The sequence below is a fragment of the Maricaulis sp. genome, assembly GCF_039978735.1.
In the GTDB taxonomy this organism is placed as follows: domain Bacteria; phylum Pseudomonadota; class Alphaproteobacteria; order Caulobacterales; family Maricaulaceae; genus Maricaulis.
In genome coordinates this window covers 11,713-34,755 of sequence record NZ_JBDWAS010000033.1, presented here as the reverse complement: position 1 = coordinate 34,755, position 23,043 = coordinate 11,713, and the positions used below count along the sequence as shown (strand labels likewise).

Annotated in this window: 12 protein-coding genes; 5 read left to right on the top strand and 7 right to left on the bottom strand. The window is 66.0% G+C overall.

Translation table 11 applies throughout. The features are described 5' to 3' along the window. Positions 1 to 68 precede the first annotated feature (68 nt). The 4 genes from ABJO18_RS08725 to zwf form a co-directional block, all read right to left on the bottom strand. Positions 69 to 2,111: a toll/interleukin-1 receptor domain-containing protein gene (locus ABJO18_RS08725; RefSeq protein WP_348507834.1), complete on the bottom strand. Its 2,043-nt coding sequence runs from the start codon at positions 2,109 to 2,111 to the stop codon at positions 69 to 71. 338 nt (positions 2,112 to 2,449) lie between these two features. Then, positions 2,450 to 4,303: a phosphogluconate dehydratase gene (gene edd, locus ABJO18_RS08720; protein ID WP_348507833.1), complete on the bottom strand. Its 1,854-nt coding sequence runs from the start codon at positions 4,301 to 4,303 to the stop codon at positions 2,450 to 2,452. Between the two features lie 29 nt (positions 4,304 to 4,332). Then, positions 4,333 to 5,061: a 6-phosphogluconolactonase gene (gene pgl / locus ABJO18_RS08715; protein ID WP_348507832.1), complete on the bottom strand. Its 729-nt coding sequence runs from the start codon at positions 5,059 to 5,061 to the stop codon at positions 4,333 to 4,335. Continuing rightward, positions 5,045 to 6,520 (bottom strand): glucose-6-phosphate dehydrogenase, encoded by a 1,476-nt coding sequence (gene zwf, locus ABJO18_RS08710; RefSeq protein WP_348507831.1) that lies wholly within the window; start codon positions 6,518 to 6,520, stop codon positions 5,045 to 5,047. Before zwf ends, pgl begins: the two co-directional genes overlap by 17 nt. 180 nt (positions 6,521 to 6,700) lie before the next feature. Between zwf and hemN the strand changes: the two genes are divergently transcribed. The 5 genes from hemN (at position 6,701) to ABJO18_RS08685 (ending at position 15,996) form a co-directional block, all read left to right on the top strand. Beyond that, positions 6,701 to 8,029, top strand: coding sequence for an oxygen-independent coproporphyrinogen III oxidase (gene hemN / locus ABJO18_RS08705; RefSeq protein WP_348507830.1), 1,329 nt, complete (start codon positions 6,701 to 6,703; stop codon positions 8,027 to 8,029). A gap of 82 nt (positions 8,030 to 8,111) precedes the next feature. Then, positions 8,112 to 9,821 (top strand): autotransporter assembly complex family protein, encoded by a 1,710-nt coding sequence (locus ABJO18_RS08700; protein ID WP_348507829.1) that lies wholly within the window; start codon positions 8,112 to 8,114, stop codon positions 9,819 to 9,821. A 3-nt stretch (positions 9,822 to 9,824) separates the two neighbouring features. Beyond that, positions 9,825 to 13,886, top strand: a complete 4,062-nt coding sequence (locus ABJO18_RS08695; RefSeq protein WP_348515836.1) for a translocation/assembly module TamB domain-containing protein — start codon at positions 9,825 to 9,827, stop codon at positions 13,884 to 13,886. 102 nt (positions 13,887 to 13,988) lie between these two features. Beyond that, positions 13,989 to 15,026 carry a mechanosensitive ion channel domain-containing protein gene (locus ABJO18_RS08690; RefSeq protein ID WP_348508567.1) on the top strand — a complete coding sequence of 346 codons (1,038 nt, stop codon included), beginning with the start codon at positions 13,989 to 13,991 and terminating at the stop codon, positions 15,024 to 15,026. After that, the gene (locus tag ABJO18_RS08685; RefSeq protein ID WP_348508566.1) at positions 15,019 to 15,996 is read left to right on the top strand and encodes a zinc transporter ZntB; all 978 of its coding nucleotides are present in this window, start codon (positions 15,019 to 15,021) and stop codon (positions 15,994 to 15,996) included. Before ABJO18_RS08690 ends, ABJO18_RS08685 begins: the two co-directional genes overlap by 8 nt. A gap of 9 nt (positions 15,997 to 16,005) precedes the next feature. Here ABJO18_RS08685 and ABJO18_RS08680 read toward each other — a convergent pair whose 3' ends face one another. The 3 genes from ABJO18_RS08680 to ABJO18_RS08670 all read right to left on the bottom strand — a co-directional run bounded on the left by ABJO18_RS08680 (position 16,006) and on the right by ABJO18_RS08670 (position 22,695). Continuing rightward, positions 16,006 to 17,979, bottom strand: coding sequence for a BCCT family transporter (locus ABJO18_RS08680; RefSeq protein ID WP_348508565.1), 1,974 nt, complete (start codon positions 17,977 to 17,979; stop codon positions 16,006 to 16,008). Positions 17,980 to 18,008: 29 nt separating this feature from the next. After that, on the bottom strand, positions 18,009 to 20,009 hold the full coding sequence (locus ABJO18_RS08675) for a sulfotransferase (RefSeq protein ID WP_348508564.1): 2,001 nt from the start codon (positions 20,007 to 20,009) through the stop codon (positions 18,009 to 18,011). 106 nt (positions 20,010 to 20,115) lie between these two features. Continuing rightward, positions 20,116 to 22,695: a TonB-dependent receptor gene (locus ABJO18_RS08670; protein ID WP_348508563.1), complete on the bottom strand. Its 2,580-nt coding sequence runs from the start codon at positions 22,693 to 22,695 to the stop codon at positions 20,116 to 20,118. Between the last annotated feature and the right edge of the window lie 348 nt (positions 22,696 to 23,043).

Genomic DNA, 23,043 nt, shown 5'->3' with positions numbered 1-23,043 from the left:
CTTGCTTGCCCGTTTCGGGTGGTCACATATCCCCACTAGGGCGGATGTCTCCGCCCTGTTGTCACCAATCATTCGGCACTGATGCGCTCTCGTTGCAGGACCGCACGGGCCCTGTCGTATTCTGCCCGCGTGTCGGCCGGAACGCGCGCGATTACCGGCATGAGCCGGTTCACCATCGCCTCGCGCACACGCGCTGCTTCCCGGTCTTCCCCCTGCTGATCAAGGAGTTCGGCCAGCGTGTTGGAAACAGCCGCATAGAGGTAGGTCCCCTTGCTCAGGCGGTTCTGCCAGTCATCGATCTGCTCGAGCTCCGACAGCAAATGCTGCAACGCCAGGCTGGCGGCATCGACGTCTCCGAGGCCGGCCAGAATGCGTGCCTCCATCAGCGATGCATGCAGGCGCGTATCGTCGAACACATCCCCTTCGGCAGAAATCCACGAGGGATGCGTCATGTAGGCCGATGCATCGAGATAGGCCTCGCGGGCCGCGTCGAGGTCGCCGGCCAGCAATTGCGCATCGGACAGCCACAGCCGCTGGCGAATGACGACCAGCCGCCATTGCAGGTTTGCCGGGTCGTGCGCAACGAGCGCATCGGCCTCGTGCGATGCCGGAATGAGGATCTGGAGCGCCGCCTCGATATCGGCCCGGCTTGCCCCGCGCCCTTCGGCGATGTGCAGGCGCGCGAGTGCATACTCAGCGGTCATCGTGTCACGGCGGATCGTCCAATTGTCGGCACCACCACCCAGCTGCTCGTCATAGATGCGGATCTGTTCGCGCAGCGCCTCCATGGCGGCGTCCCGGCCGTCAAGCGGTTCGGCGACATAGGCCATCCAGCCCCAGGCATCGGCCAGATCGATCAGGGCCGACTCGGAGTCCGGCGACTCGTCCGCGATCGACTGGAACAGTTCCAGCGCCTGGCGGAATTCGCGCTGGGCATCGCGCAGGCGTTCATGGCCGATATAGACCGTGCCGAGATTCGAGTGGGCATAGGCGGCCTCGGCCTGCCATTCCAGATTTTCCGGCTCGTCGGCCAGCAGCTGGCGCGACAGGTCGCGATACTCGATGAAACGGGCCTCTGCCGTATCCAGATCGCTGCGGCGCCAGGCAAAATACCCCGCCCAGAACGCACTCTGAGCATGTTCGTAAATGCGTGCCGGCGAGGACGGATCGACCGCGAGAATGCGACTGGTTGCTTCGTAGGCCGTGTTGAAATGGCGGTACGCGCTCTCCAGATCCCCCTCGTCGGAGTCGATCTCGCCGAGCAGGTGGAAGGCCCGGGCCCGCCGGCCCAGATCGTCGGACGACATCTGGCGAGGGTCGCGCTCGTCATAATACGCGATCACCTTCTCGCCGACGGCATCGAGAACGTCGAGGCGCCCGACCGGTTCGAGTTTGGCGCGCAAGTCACTCAGCATGAACTCAATCAAATCCTCTGCCTCCGCCTTGCGACGTTCGGCTTCGGATCGGGCCGAGATCGCGAAAAAAGTCAGCGTCGACATCGTAAGAGACAAAGCAATGGCTGCGCCTGTGATCACCGTCACGCGGCGCTGGCGGCGTTGCAGGTCCCGCTGGATCAGCTGGTCAAGCCGCACATCGATCAACCCCGCCACAAGCTTCAGCACAGCCATGCGCCAGCCATCGCCGGACCGGCGGAAATCGGCGGCGACCGGTTCAGTCACCAGACCGTCCGGCGCCCTCATGTTCGGCGGGAAACACTCCTGGCCGGCCGGCCGGCCCGCAGCAATCGCATCCGGCTCACCGGACAGGATCGCGGCGAGCACATCCCCGCCGGGATTGAGTTCGCGGAAGACCCGGATTTCCTCATTGACCCAGCGCGAATCCGCCGCGGCCGGCGAGCAGATAACGATCAGCGTGTCGGATCGCGCCAGGGCATCGCGCACCGAGGCGGACAGGTCGCCGGAGGCCGACAGATCGTCGCGATCGCGGAAGATCGGCGACAGGCGCCGCGGCACATCGCCCTTGCGTGTTTCCTGTCCGACAAGACGGGTCGGAACACGATAGGTTTCCAGCGCGCGGTGAAGCCGGCGCGCCCAGGTCTGATCGGCATGGCTGTAGCTGATAAACGCCCGATAGCGGTTGTCCCCGGACATGCCCTGCTCCCCCGTTTCGGACGCACCATCATTGGGCGATTGGCGGGGACAGGCAACCGTGGGGAGAAAGGTTTTCCCGCGCGCTGCCTATGCCGTCGGGGCCTTCAGCATCGCCCTCGACGAACTCTCGGGCGCTGGACGGGGGTGGTGGGGAGCGAATTGCGAAGTTGGGGCTTCGCATCGGGCAAGGATTCGCGCCCCACCGGATCCCCGGCGCAGGTGGACCTCCGACGGAGAGGAGTTTGGGGCCGCTCTTTCAAGCGGCATGTTCCGAATAGCAACTTTGTGTCAGCGACATACGTGATTGAGATCACGCCTGATGCAGAAACCCGCTTTTTCTAGACCGTTTCTGCAGTCCGCTCAGCAGCCGCCTCTGCAAGGCCCGGAATGGACAGCGCGCCCTCTTCGGCCGGTCCGCACAATTGCCGGAAGCCGGTAAAAAGCTCGCGTCCCATGCCGGCCTGCACCGTGGCGGGAGCAATAGCGGGCGATCGGGCGGCGAAACCATCGGCAGACACCGTCAACCGGCCGGCGGGCGCATCGACGCGCACGATGTCACCATCGCGCACCCGCGCAATCGCGCCGCCCAGCGCCGCCTCCGGACTGACATGGATCGCAGCCGGCACCTTGCCGGAGGCGCCGGACATGCGGCCATCGGTCACCAGGGCAACGTGGAAGCCGCGATCCTGCAACGCACCGAGCGCCGGGGTCAGACGGTGCAGTTCCGGCATGCCATTGGCCCGCGGCCCCTGGAAGCGCAGCACGGCGACAAAGTCACAATCGAGCTCACCGGCCTTGAAACGCGCGATGAAGTCGTCCTGGGTTTCGAAGACGATCGCCGGGGCCTCGACAAGATGATGCTCCGGTTTCACAGCCGAGATCTTGATCACGGCCCGGCCCAGATCGCCGTCGAGCACTTTCAGCCCGCCATCGGCCGAGAAGGGTTCGGCAACAGGGCGGACGACGTCGGTGTTCGCGCTCTGCTCCACGGCCGGCCGCCAGGTGACCCCGGCCTCGCTTTCGAAGGGCTCGCTCGCATAATGGCGCAGCCCCCGGCCGCTGACCGTCAGCACGTCCTCGTGCAGCAGGCCGGCATCGAGAAGCTCGCGAATGACAAAGCCCAGCCCGCCGGCCGCGTGGAAATGGTTCACATCTGCCGGCCCGTTCGGATAGACGCGGCACAGCAGCGGCGTCACACCGGCAAGATCGTGGAAGTCCGACCAGTCGACAAGCAGCCCGGCCGCCCGCGCGATCGCGATCAGGTGGATCGTGTGGTTGGTCGAACCGCCGGTGGCGTGCAGGCCGACAATGGCGTTCGCGATGGCGCGCGCATCGACGATCTCGGCCAGAGGAGCAGGCTCGGCACCGCCGGGAACGATGGCCGCCGCCCGGCGCGCCGCCTCCGCCGTCATGACGTCACGCAGCGGATCGTCCGGATTGATGAAGGCCGCGCCGGGCACATGAAGCCCCATGATCTCCATCAGCATCTGGTTGGAATTCGCCGTGCCGTAGAAGGTGCATGTGCCCGGCGAGTGGTAGCTTTTGCTTTCGGCATCCAGCAGCGCATCGCGACCGACCTTGCCCTCGGCATAAAGCTGGCGCACGCGGGCCTTCTCCGGATTGGGCAGGCCGGAGCGCATCGGGCCCGCCGGCACGAAGACGACCGGCAAATGACCGAAGCGCAGCGCGCCGATCAGCAGGCCCGGAACGATCTTGTCGCACACCCCCAGGCACAGCACCGCGTCGAACATGTTGTGCGACAGGGCGATCGCCGTCGCCATCGCGATCGCATCGCGGCTGAACAGCGACAGCTCCATCCCCGGCTGCCCCTGGGTCACGCCGTCGCACATGGCCGGGACGCCGCCCGCCACCTGGCCGACAGCGCCGACTTCGTTCAGCGCTGCCTTGATGATGCCCGGAAAGCGCTCGAAAGGCTGGTGCGCCGAGAGCATGTCATTATAGGCCGTGACGATGCCGACATTGATGCTGCCGCCCTCCTTGAGGGCCTGTTTGTCGCCACCGGGACACGCGGCGAAACCATGGGCGAGATTGCCGCAGGACAGGACGGCCCGGTGCCGTCCGTCGCGGCCCGCCGCGCGCATCTGTTCGAGATAGGCCGACCGGCTCGCCTCGCTTCGGCGGCGGATACGGTCGGTGACCGCTTCGAGCGTGGAGTTGAGACGTTGAGCCATGTGTCGCATCCGTTTGCGTGTGTGGTGTTTCAGTCGGTCCAGTGGATATCCAGAGGCAGGGCCCCATCGCTCAGCAGGGCGCGAACCGGCATGTCTTCCACCGGACCCGGTGCGCGTGCGGCCTCCAGCGCCGCAAGCTTGTCCTCGCCGCGTATCATCAGCAACAGATGCCGCGCCTGGTTCAGCGCAGCCCGGGTCAGCGTCATGCGCAGCAGGTGATCGCCGGTCACGGCACTGGGCCGGGCCTCGATTGCGGCGACCGGCGGACCTTCTGCGGACAGCGCTGCCTCCAGCCCCCGGGCATGGGGGAACCAGGACGCTGTATGGCCATCGCTCCCCATGCCCAGCACGGCAAGATCGATCCGGCCCGCGTCCCGCACCCGCATGGCCAGTCCGGCCGCGGCATCGAAGGGCGACAGGTCCGGGGTTTTCAGACCGATGAAGCGAGCGTCTGCCGCCTTGCCCGTGAGGAGTGTCTCACGAACGAAGCCTTCATTCGATCCCGCTTTATCCGGTTCGACCCAGCGCTCGTCGACCAGCAGCACCGTCACCCGGGCCCAGTCGATGTCGAGCTGCGACAAGGCGCGGTAGAGCGGCGCCGGCGTCGAACCGCCGGATACTGCCAGCACGGCCGATCCGCGCGCCCGGATCGCAGCATCCAGCACCGCCGCCACCTGTCCTGCCAGCTCGGCCGTCATCGCCTCGATCCCGGCATGACGCTGCACGGGATGGAGCGGTGCGTCAGTGCCGGATGGCATCGAACCACTCCCTGTCCTCACGGGCGAGCAGCAAGGCCGCCTGTGTCGGCCCGTCGGTGCCGGCCTGGTAGCCATACAGCTTGGCTTGGCCCTCGTCCCAGGCACGGATGATCCCGTCGACCCAGCGCCAGGCCGCCTCGACCTCGTCGCGCCGCATGAACAGGCTGAGATTACCCCGCACGACCGCCATCAGGAGGCGCTCATAGGCGTCGGGATAATTGGCCTCGAAATGCTCGGCATAGGACAGGTTCAGCGGCACATAGCGCAGGCGAAGCCCGCCGGGGCCCGGATCCTTGGTCATCAGCATCAGCTTGACGCCCTCATCCGGCTGCAGGCGGATCACCAGCCGGTTGGGGTGCAACACGCCATCGACTGCGCCGACAACATCGTGCGGCACCGGCTTGAACTGGACGATGATCTCGGAGCGCCGCGATCCCATGCGCTTGCCCGTCCGCATGTAGAAGGGCACGCCCGCCCAGCGCCAGTTCTCCAGCTGGGCCCGGATCGCCACAAAGGTCTCGGTCCCGGTATCCGACCCGACCTCTTCGGCATAACCCGGCACAGGTGAACCGCCGACCGCGCCGGCCTGATACTGCCCGCGCACCACATCCTGCGACACATTGGCCGCCGTGATCGGGCGCAGCGCCTTGAGCACTTTCAGCTTTTCAGTGCGCACCGAATCCGGATCGAGCGAGGCCGGCGGCTCCATGGCAACCAGGCAGGCCAGCTGCAGCAGATGGTTCTGCACCATGTCGCGCAGAGCGCCGGAGCGGTCGTAATAGCCGGCCCGCTCACCCGCCCCCAGCGATTCCGCGACGGTGATCTGGACGTGATCGATCCCGTTGGCATTCCAGATCGGCTCGAACAGATAGTTGGCAAAGCGCAGGATCAGCAGGTTCTGGACGGTTTCCTTGCCCAGATAGTGATCGATCCGGAAGATGTTGTTTTCCCGGAAGACTTCACCGACCTGGTCGTTGATCCGGCGGGCGGAGTGAAAGTCCGTCCCGATCGGCTTCTCCAGCACGATCCGGGCATTCGGCGTGTTCAGCGATTGCGCGGCAAGTCCCGCGCAGGCCTGGCCATAGGTGGAAGGCGGAAGCGCGAGATAGTAGAGCCGGATCTTGTCCTCGTCGGGATCCAGTGCCGCCTTGAGATCAGCCCAGTCTTCGCCCTGAGCGCTGACATCGACGGCGACATAGTGCATGCGCTCGGTGAATTCCGACCAGGCTTTGCGGCGCGCATCCGTGGGATCCCGCTCGAAAATGTGCCTTGCGGCAATATCGCGGAACGCATCATCGCTCATCGGTTCCCGGGACGCCGCGATGATCCGCGAATCCGCCGTGATCTGGCCGTCGCACCAGCGATGGAACAGCGCCGGGATCAGCTTGCGCAGGGCAAGATCGCCCGTAGCGCCGAAGACGACGATATCGAACGGTTCAACGGGGACGAGTTCGGCCATGCTGCCTTCCGGGGTTTGCGGCGTGTGTCCGGGGAGGATCTATTACAGCAATGTTACCCCTAACATAAGCGCCCGGGCGAAAAACTTTCCATGTCCCGGCCTGCGCGCTTTGGGCGCATCGCGCGGTCGCGGCGCGGGACGTAATGTCCGCAAAAATAATCACATGATTGCGTTCCCGCCATGACCGACATTCTCCACACGCCCGTTTTTCTGCCCGGCTACGCCCTGGAGGCCGTGCCGCGCTACACCTCCTATCCGCCGGCAACCCAGTTCAATGACGGGATCTGCGGCGGCGCCTGGGCGGGATGGATGTCGGAAACGCCGGCCGAACCGGTGCTTTCGCTCTACGTCCACATCCCGTTCTGCCGCTCGATGTGCTGGTATTGCGGCTGCAACACCACCGTGCCCAATCGCGACAGCCGGATCGAGCGCTATCTGGAGGCCCTGCTGACAGAGATCGCGACCCGTCCGGCACCCGCGCGCGGCAAGGTGCATCACCTGCATTTCGGTGGCGGCTCGCCGGACATGCTGTCGCCGGCGCGTTTCGGTGCCGTGATGGATGCGCTGCGCGCCCGCTACGACTTCGCCGCCGACGCGGAGATCGCCGTCGAACTGGATCCGCGCGGGCTGGACAGCCGCCTGTGCGAGGCGCTGGCTGCAAACGGCGTAACCCGCGCCAGCCTGGGCGTGCAGGACCTGTCCGAAGAAGTGCAGACCCTGATCCACCGGATCCAGCCACGCGAGCAGGTGGAAGCGGCCGTGCGGGCACTGCGCGGCGCCGGCATCTCCCGGATCAATATGGACGTCATGTACGGCCTGCCCGCCCAGACGATCGAGCGCGTCGAGGCGACAGCGCGCGCCGTCGCCGAGATGGATGCCGACCGTGTCTCGGTCTTCGGCTATGCGCATGTCCCGTGGTTCAAGAAACACCAGCGTGCCATCCCCGAAGACCGGCTGCCGGGCGCCCAGGCCCGGTTCGATCAGATGCTCGCCGCCGCTCAGGCCCTCACCGAGGCCGGCTATTCAGCAATAGGTTTCGACCATTTCGCCCGGCCGGAAGACCCGCTTGCCCGGGCCGCACGCGACGGATCGTTGCGCCGGAATTTCCAGGGCTATACCGACGATCCCTACGACATCCTGATCGGTTTCGGTGCCTCCTCGATCTCCGAGGCCCCGCAAGGCTATGCCCAGAATATTCCCGACCCGGCCCGCTATGCCGAGGCGCTGGCGACCGAAGGCTCCGCCATCGTGCGCGGCGTCACCCGATCCTGGCGCGAAGGCCGGATCGGCGAACGTATCATGCGGCTCCTGTGCACATTCGACATTCCGCTGGATGGCGACCTGTTCGACCCGGACGCGCTGGACGGGGTCATTGCTGACGGTCTGGCCCGGCTGGAAGACGGCCACCTCAAGGTAACACCGGCCGGCCTGCCCTATGTGCGCAACATCGCTGCGCGCATCGATCCGGGCTTCCAGCCTGCCAGCCAGAAGCACAGCCGCGCCGTCTGACAGGGTTTTAATGTCGCAGGATGGGGACGACAGCCCCGGGCAGGTTCTATAGAACCGGGGCAATTGCCCTTGGTGATATCGCGTGACCTTCAAACTCGTACCCGTCCTGGCATTGCTGGTAACCGGTCCGGCCCTCGCCGATCCGTTGGCCCGGATCGAGGGCGTGTCGGATGCGTCGCTGCGGGCTGCGCTGGAAACCGCAATCGGCGAGCGCGAAGCGCAAGCCGGCGGGGTTTCGAGCGCCCTGAGAGATGCAAGGACTGCGGCCGACCGTGCCCGCCGCCTGCTGCGCTCGCGCGGCTACTACGCGGCCACGCTGGAACCGATGATCGGCCCGCAGCAGGAGGCCCTTGTCCAGATCACCCCTGGCCCGGTCTTCATCATCGCCGACATAGCAACGGAAACCGGCGACGACGAGGACGCCCGTGCCACCGCCCGGGACGCGATCGGCCTTGAGACCGGAACGCCCCTGCGGGCCCAGTCTGTCATCGACGCCGAAGCCCAGGGTCTCGTTGCCCTGCACAATTCCGGCTGGCCCGACGCCCGGATCGAGGACCGGCGCGTGGTGGTCGATCACGCCACCGAAGAGGGCCGGATCACCTTCCGTTACACACCGGGACCCTGGTCGACCTATGGCGAGATCGAGCGGGATACGGGCCCGTGGAACCCGCAATTCATCGCGCGCATGTCGCCCTTCACCACCGGGGAGCCTGCAAACCGCGAAGAGATACTGGAATACCAGAAACGCCTGACCGAGCTGGACAGCGTCGGCGCCGCCGACATCACGCTGGGTCCGGTCGGCGAGGACGGCAACCGGCCTGTCGATGTCGAACTCACACCCTCGGCCCGCCATTCCATCGAGACCGGGCTCAGCTATTCCACCAGTGAAGGCGGCGGCGGCAATGTTCGTTGGATCCGGCGCAATCTGCGCGGCAATGACGAGACGCTGACCCTGTCGGCAGGGATTGCGACGCTGAACCAGTCGCTGTTGGCCAGCGTGTCGCGTCCGCATTGGCGCCGCTTCGACCAGACACTGCGCCTGCATGCCGGTCTCGTCAGCGAGGACACGGACGCCTACCAGCAGGAAGAGGCCGAGATCGGTGTGGAAGTCACCCGGCGCGATGGCCGGCGGACCTATGGCATCGGCCCACACATCGACTGGTCGCGCGTCACCGATGCCTTCGGCGAGCGCGACGTCATCACGGCCGCCGTCGATCTGGTGGCCAGCTATGACTCCCGGACAGACCCGCTCGATCCGGACAGCGGTATCTATGGCATGGTTCAGGTAACGCCCGCGACGACGCTGGGCGATTGCGGCTGCCAGTATGTGCGTCTGGAAGGCCGCGCCAGCACCTATTACCGCCTCAGCGACAACACCGTGGCCGCCCTGCGTATGCGGGTCGGGTCTGTCTTTGGAGCCTCGGCGACGGCCATGCCGGCCGACCAGCGTTTCTATGCCGGCGGCGGCGGTTCCGCGCGCGGCTTCGACTATCAGTCCCTCAACCCCCAAGCGCCGGACGGAACGCCCTTCGGCGGGATTTCTGTGGTCGAGACAAGCGCCGAGCTGCGCTGGCGGGTGCGCGAACGTTGGGGTGTGGTCGGCTTTGTCGACTCCGCCATGGCCTCCAGCGACCGCCAGCCCGACTTGTCCAACCTTCGCACCGCCGTCGGGGTGGGCGTGCGGTATTACTTCGATTTCGCCCCCGTGCGGGTCGACATCGCCACGCCGCTCGACCGGCGCGATGGCGAGGATCCCGTGCAGATCTATTTCAGCCTCGGCCAGGCCTTCTGATCCATGACAGCGCGCCAGGTCATAGTCCGCGTCCTGCGCTGGAGCGCGATCACGGTCGTGATCCTCGCCGCGCTCGTGGCCGGCCTGCGCCTGGCTGCAGGCGGTGCGCCGGGGCGCTGGCTGGTGACAAGCCAGCTGGACGGCCGCGAGATCGGCGGCCAGACGATCGCGATCGAGGGCCTGTCCGGCGATCCGCTGTCCCGCCTTCATCTGGACCGTCTGACGCTCGCAGACGCCGATGGCATCTGGCTGACGGCCGAAGACATCAGCCTCGACTGGCAGGCCTCGAGCCTCTTGTTCAAACCCTACAGGATCCGCAGCATCAGCGCGGCCCGGGTCGAGGTGTTGCGCCGGCCGGACGGACGCGAGAACGCGCCGGACAGCGATGGCGGCCTGCCCGACCTGCCGGCCCTCATTCTGGGTGAGCTGACCGTTGCGGAGCTCGCCCTTGCCGAAGGCGTCGCGGGACCGGCGTCGCGCCTGCGCATCGACGCCTCGGCGGAAGCCGGTGCGGGCGATGGTGCACGCCTTCATCTGGATGCCGAGCGGATCGATGCCGAGGGCGACCGTCTGGCCGCCGACCTGCGGATCGACGGCAACGGCATCGCTGGCACGCTGGATGCCTTCGGTGCAGCCGACGGGCCGCTTGCCAGCCTGCTGCGCCTGTCCGGGCGGGCGATCCACGCTGAAGGCGAGATCGCGGGCGATGGCGACGCGGGTGAAGGCGATGTCGTCCTTCGCGCCGGCAATCAGGAGATGGTACGGGCCCGGATCAACTGGACGGAACGCGACTGGCGCGCCGAAGGCCGGGTCGATGTCGAGGGCTGGGGCGTGGTTCCGGAAAGCTATCGCGACCTGGCGGGAGACGCCGATATCGTCGCCGAGGGCAGCCGCGAGGCCGGTTTCACCTTCACCCGGCTGGAAGCCGAAACCAGCAGCGGCTCTGCCACCCTCGCACCGGCGGGCGAGAACGCCTGGACGGTCAGCGCCCGTGCCGGCGCCGGCACGATCGCTGCCCTCACCTCCGGCCGTGTCACCGCCCGTACCGCACGCTGGTCCGGCCGGGTCGAGACAGGCAGCGGATTGCGGCTGGACGGTGAGCTCACCGCAGAGGCGCTGGCCGTCGACTATGTCACGGCGGGACAGGTCTCCGGGCCTGTCACGGTGGTGCGCCGTGATGGACGCTACATGATCGAGAGCCGGCTGGACCTGCAATCACCGCACCTGTCCGTCGAACAGGCCGCCCCCCTGATCGGCGATACGGCGGCGCTGGACTTTGCCGGCACCTGGGACGGGCAAGCCCGCGCGCTGGAGATCGATCGCCTGGCCGTCGAGACCGGCCATGCACGCCTCGACGCCTCCGGCCGATACCCGCTCGGCGAAGACGATCCCACGCTGGATGCGGTTCTGGCGATCAACGACATTGCCCGCCTCACATCGCGCGCATCGGGCCCGGCCCGCCTGACCCTGAACGCACAGTCCTGGCAAAGCGCACACCTGACCGTCGACGCAGCCTCTGTCGTCTGGGACCCGGCCTATGCCGACCTGCTGCAGGACCTGGAAGGAGAAGTGACGGTCGCGCGGACCGACGAAGGCTGGCAGATGCGCGATATCCGCGCCCGCGCCAGCGGCGTGGATCTTTCCGGCCGGGGACAGACACGCGGCGATGGCTGGACAGCCGAAGGCGATCTCGCCCTGTCCGGCCAGCTGCCGGTCGAGGCCGCAGAGATCGACGGCGCCCTGGCGACGGCCTTCCGTGTCAATGCCGCCGGAAACGGACGTATCGAGATCCGCACGGCGACACGCAGCAATGCCATCACCGCCGGCCAGCTCACAGTCAACGAACCCAATCTCGCAATCGAGACCGTCTGGCAGGACGGCAGCCTGACGGCCGACTGGATCCTGGAAGCAACGCGCAACGGCAAACCGGTCCGCATGACCGGCGCCGTCACCCGTGCCGGCGACACCTGGTCGGCGCATATCGATGAAAGCCTGATCGGCCCCTTCCGGATTTCGGCCTCGGCCGAGCAGACGACGCAGCGGCTCGACGCCGCTTTCGACATGGAACTGGGCGACCGGGCCCGGTCCAGCATCCGCTATTCCGCCTCGCCGGAAGCCCTGCGCGACGGTGTACTGGACGCCGAACTCATCGTAACCGGTCACTCCTTCTCCGGCGGCTACCTCGCCGAGGCGACGCTGCGGCTGGACGGGCCCCTGTCGGACATGGCGGTGCGGACGACGGCAACCGGGCGCCTGCGCAGCCCACTGACCCTCAATGCCGCCGGCCGCCTGGGTATCAGCGAGGACGGCGTCGTGTCGCTGAGCCTCAGCCCGTCGGGCCGCTGGAGCATTCACCGCATCCGCACGGCCGAACCGATCACGCTGGACTATGCCAATGGCGATTACCGGGCCGGCGGTGCCACCACGATCGGCGACGGCACACTGTCCTGGCGCTATGCCCGCACCGGCGGCCAGGCCGAACTGGAGGCCGGGCTTGCCGGACTGCCCGTGGCGGTCATCGCCGATATCACCGCCTTCCCGCCGGCGGCGGGCATGCTGTCCGGCGAGGTCCGGCTGGAACGTATCGACGGCCTCTGGCAAGGCGGTGCCGAGCTGGGCATTGACGATCTCGCTGCTCTTGCGGCCGACAGCGCGCAACCCGTCGATGCCGATCTCGTCCTCGACGTCGCCGAAAACGCCCGTGTCGAGATGACGCTGACCGGCGACGATCTCTCCGGCAACGCCACTCTCGTGCGGGAAGGCCCCACGCCCCGCCTCGCCATGCTGGCCGGCGAGGATGGCAGCCCGATCTCCGGCCGGTTGCGCCTTCGCGGCGATATTGCCGACCTCGCCACTCTCCTCGTGCCGCCGGATGCGCGCATCGAGAGAGGTGAGCTGGTGGCCGAGGTCGATCTCACCGGTGTCCGCGGCGCGCCGGAACTCGCAGGCCTGCTGCAACTCTCCGGCGGTCAGGTCACGGCCACTGCGACCGGCGCCACGATCCGCGACCTGGAACTCGCAGCCACCTTCGATGGCAGCGGCCTGGAACTGACCGAACTGTCGGCCAGCGATGGCGAGAGCGGACGGCTGACGGGTTCCGGCGTCCTGCGTCTGCCGACCGAGGGGCCCCGGGGCGAAGCCGAACTGGAATTCGACCGGTTCCAGGCGGCGCGCCGCGACGACATGACCATCCAGGCAACCGGCAATGCCAATCTGGCGCTCGACGCCCGGGGCCTGCTGATCTCGGGCTCGACCCATGTCGATCGCGCCCGTATCCGGCCCTCGATGAACGGCGCCGCCTCGATCCCGGAGATCGACGTGCAGGAGATCAACCTGCCCAAGGGCCGGCAGAGCTATTCGCGCAATGTACTGCCGATGCGGCTCGATTATTCCGTCGAGGCGGACCGGAACATCTACATCGACTCCTCAACCTTCTCGTCCGAGTGGGGGCTCGACCTCAACGCCAGCGGCGCCGTGGGCAAGCCCGAACTGAGCGGCCGGGCCATGCTGCTCGACGGCACGGCCTTCGTTTTCAACCGGCGCTTCCGGCTGGAGGGTGGCGAGGTCCGCTTCGACGGCGCGCCGGAAGATGCCCGCGTCGACCTGACCGCCGCGCATGAACGCCCCGGTTTCTCGGCGACGGCCAGGATCGAGGGACCTGTGCGCAGTCCCAGCGTGACGCTGAGCAGCGATCCTGCCCTGCCGGAAGACGAAATCCTGTCGCGTCTGCTGTTCGACGAGTCGGTCAGCGAGCTGGGCGCCTTCGAGGCAGCCCAGCTGGCGGCCCAGCTTTCGGGTCAGAGCCTGTTGAACATTGTCGGCCAGCTGCGTGACCTGGCCGGGATCGACCGGCTGTCCGTCTCGACCGACGCCGATGGCAATATCGCCGTCACCGGCGGCGTCCGGCTAGGCGACAATGTCTATGTGGAACTGGGCACCGGCGGCACATCGGCGCTCGGCCAGGCGCTGGTGGAGTGGCAGCTGACCCCCGATCTCAGCGTGCTGTCGCGCCTGTCTGCCGACACCGATGCCTCGGTCGCGATCCGCTGGCGGCGCGACTACTAGCGCGCTCGAACCCGCCGCTGGCACCTCGCCCGGTCCTTGCCTGTCCGCGCGGCCAGAGGTAGGCAGGAAACAGCGCAATTCATCCGGATCATCGCCAAACGCATGAAGAACTTCCTTCTTTCGATCATCAAGCCGAGCGGGCTCTGGGCGCGCATACTGGTCTTCGCGACACTGGCGGGGATCGTAGCCGCGGGGTTCACTGGCCATTTCGAACTGCTGCGCCAATACCTCGACACGGACAGCCTCACTTACCAGGTCGGCGATGTCCGCATCAGCGCCTACACCGTCTTGCGGGGCATACTGGTTCTGGCGCTCGTCTTCTGGACGGCCGCCATCCTGTCCGACCTGATCGAGAAGCGCCTCGCCCATCTCAGCCGGATGCGGAAGACGACGCGCGTCCTGGTCACCAAGGTTTTCCAGATTGCCCTCTACATCCTCTCCGGCCTGGTGGCGCTGGACCTGATCGGGCTCGACCTGACCACGCTGACCGTCTTCGGCGGCGCGCTGGGTATCGGTCTGGGCTTCGGCCTGCAGAAAGTCGCCTCGAACTTCGTGAGCGGCCTGATCCTGCTGTTCGAGCGCTCGGTGGAAGAAGACGATCTGATCGAACTGCCCGACGGTACCAGCGGCTATGTGCGCCGCTCCAGCGCGCGCTTCATCCTGATCGAGACTTTCGACGGCAAGGAGGTCCTCGTCCCGAACGAGGACTTCATCACCAACCGGGTGACCAACTGGACCCTGTCGAGTTCGAAGGCACGGGTCGAGGTACCGGTCGGTGTGGCCTATGGCTCGGATCTGGAGAAGGTGCATGCCCTGATGCTGGAAGCCGCACGCGAGCACCCGCGCTGCCTGGAAGACCCGGAACCGGTGTGCTTCCTACGCACATTCGGCGACAGCTCGATCAACTTCCTGCTCTATTTCTGGGTCGGAAATATCGTCGACGGCCGGTGGGGTCCGCAGAGCGAGGTGATGTTCGCGATCTGGCGGAAATTCCGTGAGAACGGCATCGAGATCCCCTTCCCGCAGCGCGATCTGCACATCCGGTCCGGCCTGCCCGGCCGTGAGGAGCCGCTGCGCGAACCCGGCGGAACCGGCGAACCCGACGAGGCAAGCGGATCCGATGAGGCTAGCGATGCCTGACGACGGTGCCATCCTCTACGCCGCCGCGATCAATGGCGACGGGTCCGGAACGCGGTTGTCGCATGACGAGGCCTCAAGCCATGCCCGCGACGACGGGCTCGCCTGGGTGCATCTCGACGGACGCCACCCCGACACACGCCGCTGGATCGAAACCGAGCTGGAGTATCTCGACCCGCTGGCGATCGACGCCCTGCTCGCCGAGGAGACCCGGCCGCGTCTTGTGGAATTCGAGCGCGGCGCGCTGCTGATCCTGCGCGGCGTCAATCTCAATCAGGACGCCCAGCCGGAGGACATGGTGTCGATCCGGCTGTGGGTCGATGCGCACCGCATCGTCTCGGTGCAGTTGCGCACGCTCAAGGCCGTGCGCGATATCCAGGACCGGCTCGATGCCGGCACCGGTCCAACGCATTCCGGCGACTTCGTCGCCACCCTGTCGGCCCGCCTGTTCGAACGGATGGAACCGGTGATGACGGACCTTCACGTCGCCCTCGACGATGTCGAGGAAGAGGTGATGGACTCCCCGTCCGTCGAGGAACGCCAGACCATCGTCACCCTGCGCCGCCAGGCGATCATCTTCCGGCGCTATTTCGCGCCCCAGCGCGATGTGGTCGCGCAATTGCGCGCGCTCGATTTCGCCTGGATCGACGTGCCCGCCAAACGCCGGCTGCAGGAAAACCTCGACCGGATCACCCGCTATCTCGAAGACCTCGACGCGATCCGCGAACGAGCCCAGATCGTCAAGGACGAGCTGGCCAACGCCCTTGCCGACCGGATGAACAAGACGCTCTACGTGCTCTCGCTCGTCGCCGCGATCTTCCTGCCTCTGGGCTTCCTGACCGGCCTTCTGGGCATCAATGTCGGCGGCATGCCCGGCGCCGATTCCGGTGCCGCTTTCTGGATCGTCACCGGCATGATGGCCGCGATCGGCGCCTGCCAGGTCATGTTCTTCCGCCTGATGAAGTGGCTTTGATCCACCGCCTCATCGCGTATGCGCAATGTGGTAGAGCCATTGCAGGTGACGTTCGAAATTGCGCATCACCTCGCGGATGATCTGCACTTTCGAGAAGCCGTAGACGCAGTAGTGCTGCCCGCCATCTGACAGGACGACCTCGGCGCGGGCGAACTCTTCCTCGCTCTTGTCCGGGTCGATGCCCGGCTCGCCTTCTTCTTCGGGCGTCGCGAAATAGGGCTCGTCATAAAGGCGCCGTTCGACCCGGAAGACGAATTCCGGCCGGTCCTCATCCTTCACCCGCATGGAGGCACAGCCGCGCGCCTGGTCGAGCTCGGTCTCGTAGCCGTACTTCTTCAGCTCCTCGGCCACCGATTCCAGCGCCGGCATGACGGTTTCCTCGATATAGACGTCGACTTCCTTGCCAGTCGGCCGCGAGAACATCATGCGCAGTCGCGCCTTCCAGGGCACAGCAGCGCCCTCGACGGGCAGCTGGGAGGCGGTCTTGCGCCCGGCCCGGCGGGCCGTCTCGATCGACCAGGCCCGAAACAGGCCGACAAAGGCGAGCATGATCACCAGGGTGAAGGGCAGCGCCGCCGCGATCGTCGCCGACTGCAGCGCGCCAAGTCCGCCCACCATCAGAAGAACGGCCGCAACCACGCCTTCCAGCAGGGCCCAGAAAAGCCGCTGCGAGACCGGCGGGTTGAGCGACCCGCCCGAAGCCAGGGTCGATTTCACCAGCGATCCCGAGTCCGACGAGGTGACGAAGAAGGTCGCCACCAGGGTGATCGCGAGCACCGAAGTCACGCCGGTCAGGGGCAGGTTTTCCAGAAAGGCGAACAGGGCCAGCTCGCTCTGCCCGTTGCGCACGGCGTCGACCATCGGTTCGGCGAGCCCGGCAAGCGCGAGACGCAGGGCGCTGTCGCCATAGACCGTCATCCAGAAGAAGGTGAACAGCGTCGGGCCCAGCAGGACACCGAAAATGAACTCGCGCACTGTCCGGCCGCGCGAGATGCGGGCGATGAACATGCCCACAAACGGCGACCAGGAAATCCACCAGCCCCAGTAGAACAGGGTCCAGTCGCTCACCCACACACCGTCGCCATAGGCGTCGACATTGAAGGTCAGCGTCGCCAGCTGGTCGAGATAGTCGCCGATATTCTGCACGAAGGCGCTGATCAGGAAGAGCGTCGGACCGGTCAGCAGCACGAAGAGGATGAGGGCGATGGCGAGATAGAGGTTCAGCTCGCTGAGCCGCTTGATGCCCGCGTCCAGGCCCGCAACAACGGAAATCGTGGCGAGCGCCGTGATCCCGGCGATCAGGGCCAGTTGCACGACCGGCGCGATGGGGACGTCGAACAGCGTGTTCAGACCGGCATTGATCTGCGTCACGCCGAAGCCCAGCGAAGTGGCGACACCGAACAGCGTGCCCAGTACGGCGATGGTGTCGACGGCATGACCGATCGGACCGTAGATGCGGTCGCCGATCAGCGGATAGAGGGCGGAACGGATCGTCAGCGGCAGGCCGTGGCGATAGGTGAAATAAGCTAGGCTCAACCCGACGACGACATAGATCCCCCAGGCATGGACACCCCAGTGGAAGAAGGTCAGGACGATGGCCTGACGTGCCGATTCCAGTGTTTCCGGATCGCCGTCGGGCGGGGTGAGATAGTGGGTCAGCGGTTCGGCGACGCCGAAGAACATCAGGCCGATCCCCATCCCCGCCGAGAACAGCATCGCGAACCAGGGCGCGAACCCGTATTCCGGCTCGCTGTCATCCGGGCCCAGCTTGATCCGCCCCCAGTCGGAGAAGGCGACGACGATCAGCGCGATCAGGAAGAAGCCCACCCCGACGGAATAGAGCCAGCCGGTGGTTTCGGTGATCGCATTGCGCAGGCCCGTGAAGGCCGCCTCAGCCGAGTCGCCGGCCAGCACCGCATAGGCCACCCCGGCAAAGACCAGGGCGGCGGCTGGGAAGAAGACGGCAGGTTCGATCTTTTTCATGGGATCAGTCCTCGCTTTCGCGGCGTGTGTCAGGCTCCGGAACGATAGCTCGTGAGGGCAGGCCCCAGAGCCGACTTCAGCGGATCGAGATGGCGTTCGAAATGCCGCCATTGCTCGACGCCGCTGTCATAGATGGGCTGGCGCACCTGTTCGGAACTCGCGGTCCGCACGGCGCGCTCGGTGGTGTGGAAATCCAGGCAGGCCTGTTCGAAGGGCAGGCCGCAGAAGTCGAGGATGCGCCGGACCTGGGTCTCCAGATCGGCCACGACATCCTCGTACTGCACGCGCAGGATCTGGCCGGGCAGCACCCGGTCCCAGTGGTCCATCAGCTCGACATAGCCGCGATAATAGCGGCCGACCTCGTCGAGCCCGTAGGTGAATTCCTGGCCCTCTGCGAATAATTGCTTGAAGCCGGAGAAGCAGCACGCCATCGGCGCGCGGCGCGCATCGATGATCTTCGCATTGGGCAGGATCAGCTTGATCAGACCGATATGCCGGAAATTGTTCGGCATCTTGTCGGTGAAGAAAGGCGCGCCCTGGCGGTGGATCCGGGTGTTCTCGATATAGGCCTCGCCCAGCTCGCGCAGCTGGCCGGCATCGAGTTCGTGCAGGATAGCGGGATAGCGGCCCGCCCCGTCCTCGCCGCGCGTGCGGCCGCGCAGCCGGTGGGCGGTGGCGAGAATGTCGGGCAGTTCCAGCGTGCCGTCGACCTGGCTGTGCGAGGCCAGGATCTGTTCAAGCAGGGTGGAACCCGCGCGCGGCAGGCCGACGATGAAGATCGGGTCCGGCGCCGGACAGCCCTTGCCGCCCTGCGCCTCGAACAGCGCGTGCGTGCACGTCGCCGCCTGGGCGTTCAGCTCCTGCGCCATGATGTCGGAGGTATAGCGCGTCTGGATGCGTTTCAGATCATTGCCGCGCTCATAGTATTCAAACGCCGTGTCATAGGCGCCGGCATCCTCATAGGCCTTGCCCAGGGCAAAGCAGATGTGAATACGCTCATGGGTGCGCAGGCCCGGCGCGGCCGCCTGCTCGCGCATCCGCACGATCTCGTCCTCGGTGAAGCGGTAGGTCTTCAGATTGGCCAGCCCGTACCAGGCCTCGCCATAGTCCGGCCGCAACGCGCAGGCCCGGCGGTAGGCCTCGACAGCCTCGCCGGTGCGGCCCATCGTCTTGAGCGCGTGCGCGCGGGCGGCATGGGTGCCGGCATCGTCCGGCAGGGCGGCGAGCACTTTGTCGAACCCGGCCAGCGCCGTCTCGTATTCGCCCACAGCCAGCGCCTCGACAGCGTGCCGCGACAGGAAGACCGGGCTGTCCGGATCGCGCGCCAGCAGGGCTTCGGCCCGGGCCAGCGCCTCGGCGTGCTTCTGCCGCTTGCGCAGCACCTCGATATGATCGAGCCGCACGGCGATATTGTCCGGCTCGAATTCAGCCGCGCTTTCCAGCAGAAACTCGGCATCGTCGAGCACGCCGAACCGCTTGCCGATCTCGGCCAGGATGCGCATCCCCTCGACATGCTTCGGGTTCTTCTGCAGGAAGGCGCGCGCCAGTCCTTCGGCCTTGTGCAGGCGGTTCTCGTGCAGATGGTTCATGGCCGCCAGCAGCGGCTTGGGCAGGCGGGTCAGCGCCTCGGCCTGGGCCCGGCACTGGCGGGCCTCGGCCGGTTCACCGGTGCGCTCGAGCACTTCGGCCAGTCCCGCCCAGGCCGCCTGCAGGGCCGGGTTCGCCATCGTTGCGGCACGGTAGGCGGCGATCGCAGCGGCATCGTCGCCGGTCTCGCGGAAAAGATGCCCTTCTTCCTGCAAGGCCCGGCCGAAATCCGGAGCCTGTGCCTTCAGCGTGTCGAGCGCCTTTCGCGCGCCTGCATGATCCTTGCCGTAACGCAGGCAGACCGCCTTCATGTAAAGCGCGTCGACATGCTGCGGATCGGCCGCCAGAAGCGCTTCGAGCTGAACGAGCGCAGCGTCGAACCGGCCGGCATACATTTCGGCCTGGGCAGTCTTGAGGGCTTCGGAAGGATCGGCTTCGGACACACGGGCTCCGGGCTGGAAAAACAGAACGAAAAGCGCCCCGCCGTCTGGCGGGACGCTTTCCGGTTATACATGCGGTCAGGTCGAAAGAACCGTCACGGCTCCCGACCTAGTACTGCACTCCGACGCGAACACCGATGGTGCGCGGACGCGTGACGCTCACCCGGGCCCGGTCAAAGATGAAGTTGCCGGACAGGGCCGCATTCTCGTTCGTGAGATTGTTCACGTAGAGCTCGACATTCCACTGGTCCGACCGCAAGCCGGTGCGGACACCCAGCGTGGTGTAGCCATCGAGATCCATCGAGTTGATCTCGATGATGTCGGTGCGGCTGTCGCCGGTGTGGACGATCTGGCCCTGGACGTGCGCCGTGTAGTCGTTGAACACCGGCCACTCATAGCGCGCCCGCAGGTTCGCCTGGAATTCCGGCGCGAAGGCGAGTTCGGAGCCCAGCACGACGTCATCGGTCGGCGTGAGCACTTCGGTGATCTCGGTGTCGAGGATCGAGAAGGCACCGGCAACGGTCAGGCCCGGCATCTCGATCGGCGCATAGGTGACATCACCCTCCACGCCCCGGATTTCCGCGTTGGCCGCATTGTCCGAGAAGAAGAGATTGGTGATCTCCGGATCGAAGATCGTCGTCTGCAGACCCTCGATCTCGACGAAGAAGGCATTACCGTTAAAGCGGACCTGCTGGTCGAACAGGTCGAGCTTCCAGCCCAGCTCGTAATTCTGCACCTCGTCGGTGTCGATGGCGTAGGGCGTGGTGTAGCCCGGCACGCTGGCCGGCGTGATGCCGCCCGGACGGTTCAGCAGACCCGGACGATAGCCTTCCGAATAGGTCGCGTAGAACAGCATCGTGTCGTTCGGCGTCCAGTTGCCGGTCACCTTGAAGATCGTGCCTTCGCTGGCCGCGACTTCCGGCGCGCCGGCCGGGCCGTTCGGGCCGAACTGACGGGAGATATTGGTGCCGTACGTCTGGGCGTCGACCGGATCGCCATTGGCGTCGGTCAGCGGGTAGAGGATGTCGTAGGCCGAATTGGCGCTGCCTTCGAGATCGACTTCGACATCGTAGGCGCGCGCGCCGAGAACGATCTCGAACACGTCCGGCACGAGGTCGTAGCTGAACTCGCCGAAGAAGCCGAGCTGCTCGTCGGTGCGCAACACGTCATTACGGAAAATGGTTGGCGCCAGGATCGGACCCGGATCCGAGAAATACCCCTGGGTTTCGTTGCCGATATCGCCTGCCGTGGCCCCGCCATTGGTCAGCGGATACTGGTCGATCCCCAGCGCGTTGATGCCGACGGAACCGTCCGCATTCACCCGGTCCATCGAGCCGAGATAATTGTAGTCGTTCCGCTCGGCGAGTTCCGTCTTCGAGTAGAAGACGCCTGCCGTGACGCGCCAGCGGTTCTCTTCCGGCGTATTGAAGCGGAATTCATGGCTCTCGACGGTGGTCTCGGTGTGCGAGGTCACGTTCGCGGTCGGCGCATGGCAGGTGCCATACGGGTCCAGACCGCCGCCCGGATAGCTCACCGAGCTGTCGCAGGTGTAGACCGGGAAGTACTGACCCACGAACATGTAGTCCGTGTAGTCGATCACCTGGTCCGTCTCCCGGTCGGTATAGGCACCGGTATAGACGGTTTCCAGAGCACCGACGCGGCCCTCGATCGTCCAGGCCACATTGGTGAACTCGTCTTCCAGATCGTCCGGCTGGTAGCGCTGGATTTCCCAGTCATCCAGATCCGGGTCCTGGAAGAAGACGCCTTCGCTCTCCAGCGTCTGCTGCATCACCGAGACGGTGGCGCGCCAGTCGATATTGAACTCGTAGCGGCCGCTGACGCGGAAGCCGGAATAGGTCGTGTCGTTGAAATCGTCCTCGACCAGCGCGCTGTTGTCGGCATTGATGAAGGTGACGTTCGACAGGTCGTCATTGGCCTGGAAGCCTTCACGGCGCGGCGCGACCGGCACGCCGTTGTCGCGCACCGTACCGGCGGAGCGGTAGCGGCCAGCCTCGGCCGTCGAGCGCGTACCCTGGACATTGTCGATGAAGCCGCCGCGATCATCGACAAAGGCGACGCCGCGCAGGGCGAAATTGTCACCGACCGGGATGTTGACCACGGCCTGGACGCTCTGGCTGCGCTCACCGTTTTCGGTGAACGAGACGTCGAAATTGGCATAGGCAGAGTACTCGCCCAGCACCGGCTTGCTGGTAATCAGGCGCACCGTACCGGCCTGCGAGCTGGCACCATAGAGCGTGCCCTGCGGTCCCGGCAGGACCTCGACGCGTTCCAGGTCGACAGCATAGACGTCCAGATTGCGGCCCGGCTGTGCCAGCGGCTGCTCGTCCAGATAGAAGGCGACGTTCGGCGCCAGGCCGGCCACGCCAGCCACGGTCAGGTTCGGCGTCGTCGATGCGAGACCGCGGATATAGATCGTGTTCTGGCCGGGACCGCCACCGCCGGCGGTCACGCCGGGCATCTGCTGGAGATAATCGGTGAAGATGGTGACGCCCAGTTCCTCGAGCGTTTCGCCATCCATCGCGTTGACGGCAACGGGGATGTCCTGGGTGGAGCTTTCGCGCTTGGTCGCGGTCACCGTGATGACGTCGACCTGGGCGTGGGCGGTACCGGCGATAGACAGCGCGGCGGCGGACAGGATCGTGGTTGTAAGTGCTCGTTGCTTCAGCATAACGCGGTGGAAGCCCCCTGAATTTCGTTAATGAGTGGATTGAGGGCGGTTTAGAGCCTCGACCGCCGATTGACCATACTTGCTTCGAGTTGAAATCATTTCCAGCCCGGATACGTTGCAATGGCGATCGTTGTCGAGCCGCCGGTTCTTCTTGTTTTTGCGCTGTTTTTGAAGAACCGTTACATAGAAGCGACAGTCCGGATGCAATTCATCATACCGGGACCTCGATTGCAGACGGCCACCGCATGATACGCATTCAAAGCATATATCGCCCGCCCCGGGCTTTAGCTGTTGGATTGCCCGCAAAGCGGCGATACATCGGTCAGACAGGACCCGAACGGTTGAACG

Bases quoted from the DNA above. Each gene is read 5' to 3' on its own strand.
- ABJO18_RS08725 (WP_348507834.1), bottom strand. From the start codon at position 2,111: ATGTCCGGGGACAACCGCTATCGGGCGTTTATCAGCTACAGCCATGCC.
- zwf (WP_348507831.1), bottom strand. From the start codon at position 6,520: ATGGCCGAACTCGTCCCCGTTGAACCGTTCGATATCGTCGTCTTCGGC.
- hemN (WP_348507830.1), top strand. From the start codon at position 6,701: ATGACCGACATTCTCCACACGCCCGTTTTTCTGCCCGGCTACGCCCTG.
- ABJO18_RS08695 (WP_348515836.1), top strand. From the start codon at position 9,825: ATGACAGCGCGCCAGGTCATAGTCCGCGTCCTGCGCTGGAGCGCGATC.
- pgl (WP_348507832.1), bottom strand. From the start codon at position 5,061: ATGCCATCCGGCACTGACGCACCGCTCCATCCCGTGCAGCGTCATGCC.
- ABJO18_RS08680 (WP_348508565.1), bottom strand. From the start codon at position 17,979: ATGAAAAAGATCGAACCTGCCGTCTTCTTCCCAGCCGCCGCCCTGGTC.
- ABJO18_RS08690 (WP_348508567.1), top strand. From the start codon at position 13,989: ATGAAGAACTTCCTTCTTTCGATCATCAAGCCGAGCGGGCTCTGGGCG.
- edd (WP_348507833.1), bottom strand. From the start codon at position 4,303: ATGGCTCAACGTCTCAACTCCACGCTCGAAGCGGTCACCGACCGTATC.
- ABJO18_RS08685 (WP_348508566.1), top strand. From the start codon at position 15,019: ATGCCTGACGACGGTGCCATCCTCTACGCCGCCGCGATCAATGGCGAC.
- ABJO18_RS08670 (WP_348508563.1), bottom strand. From the start codon at position 22,695: ATGCTGAAGCAACGAGCACTTACAACCACGATCCTGTCCGCCGCCGCG.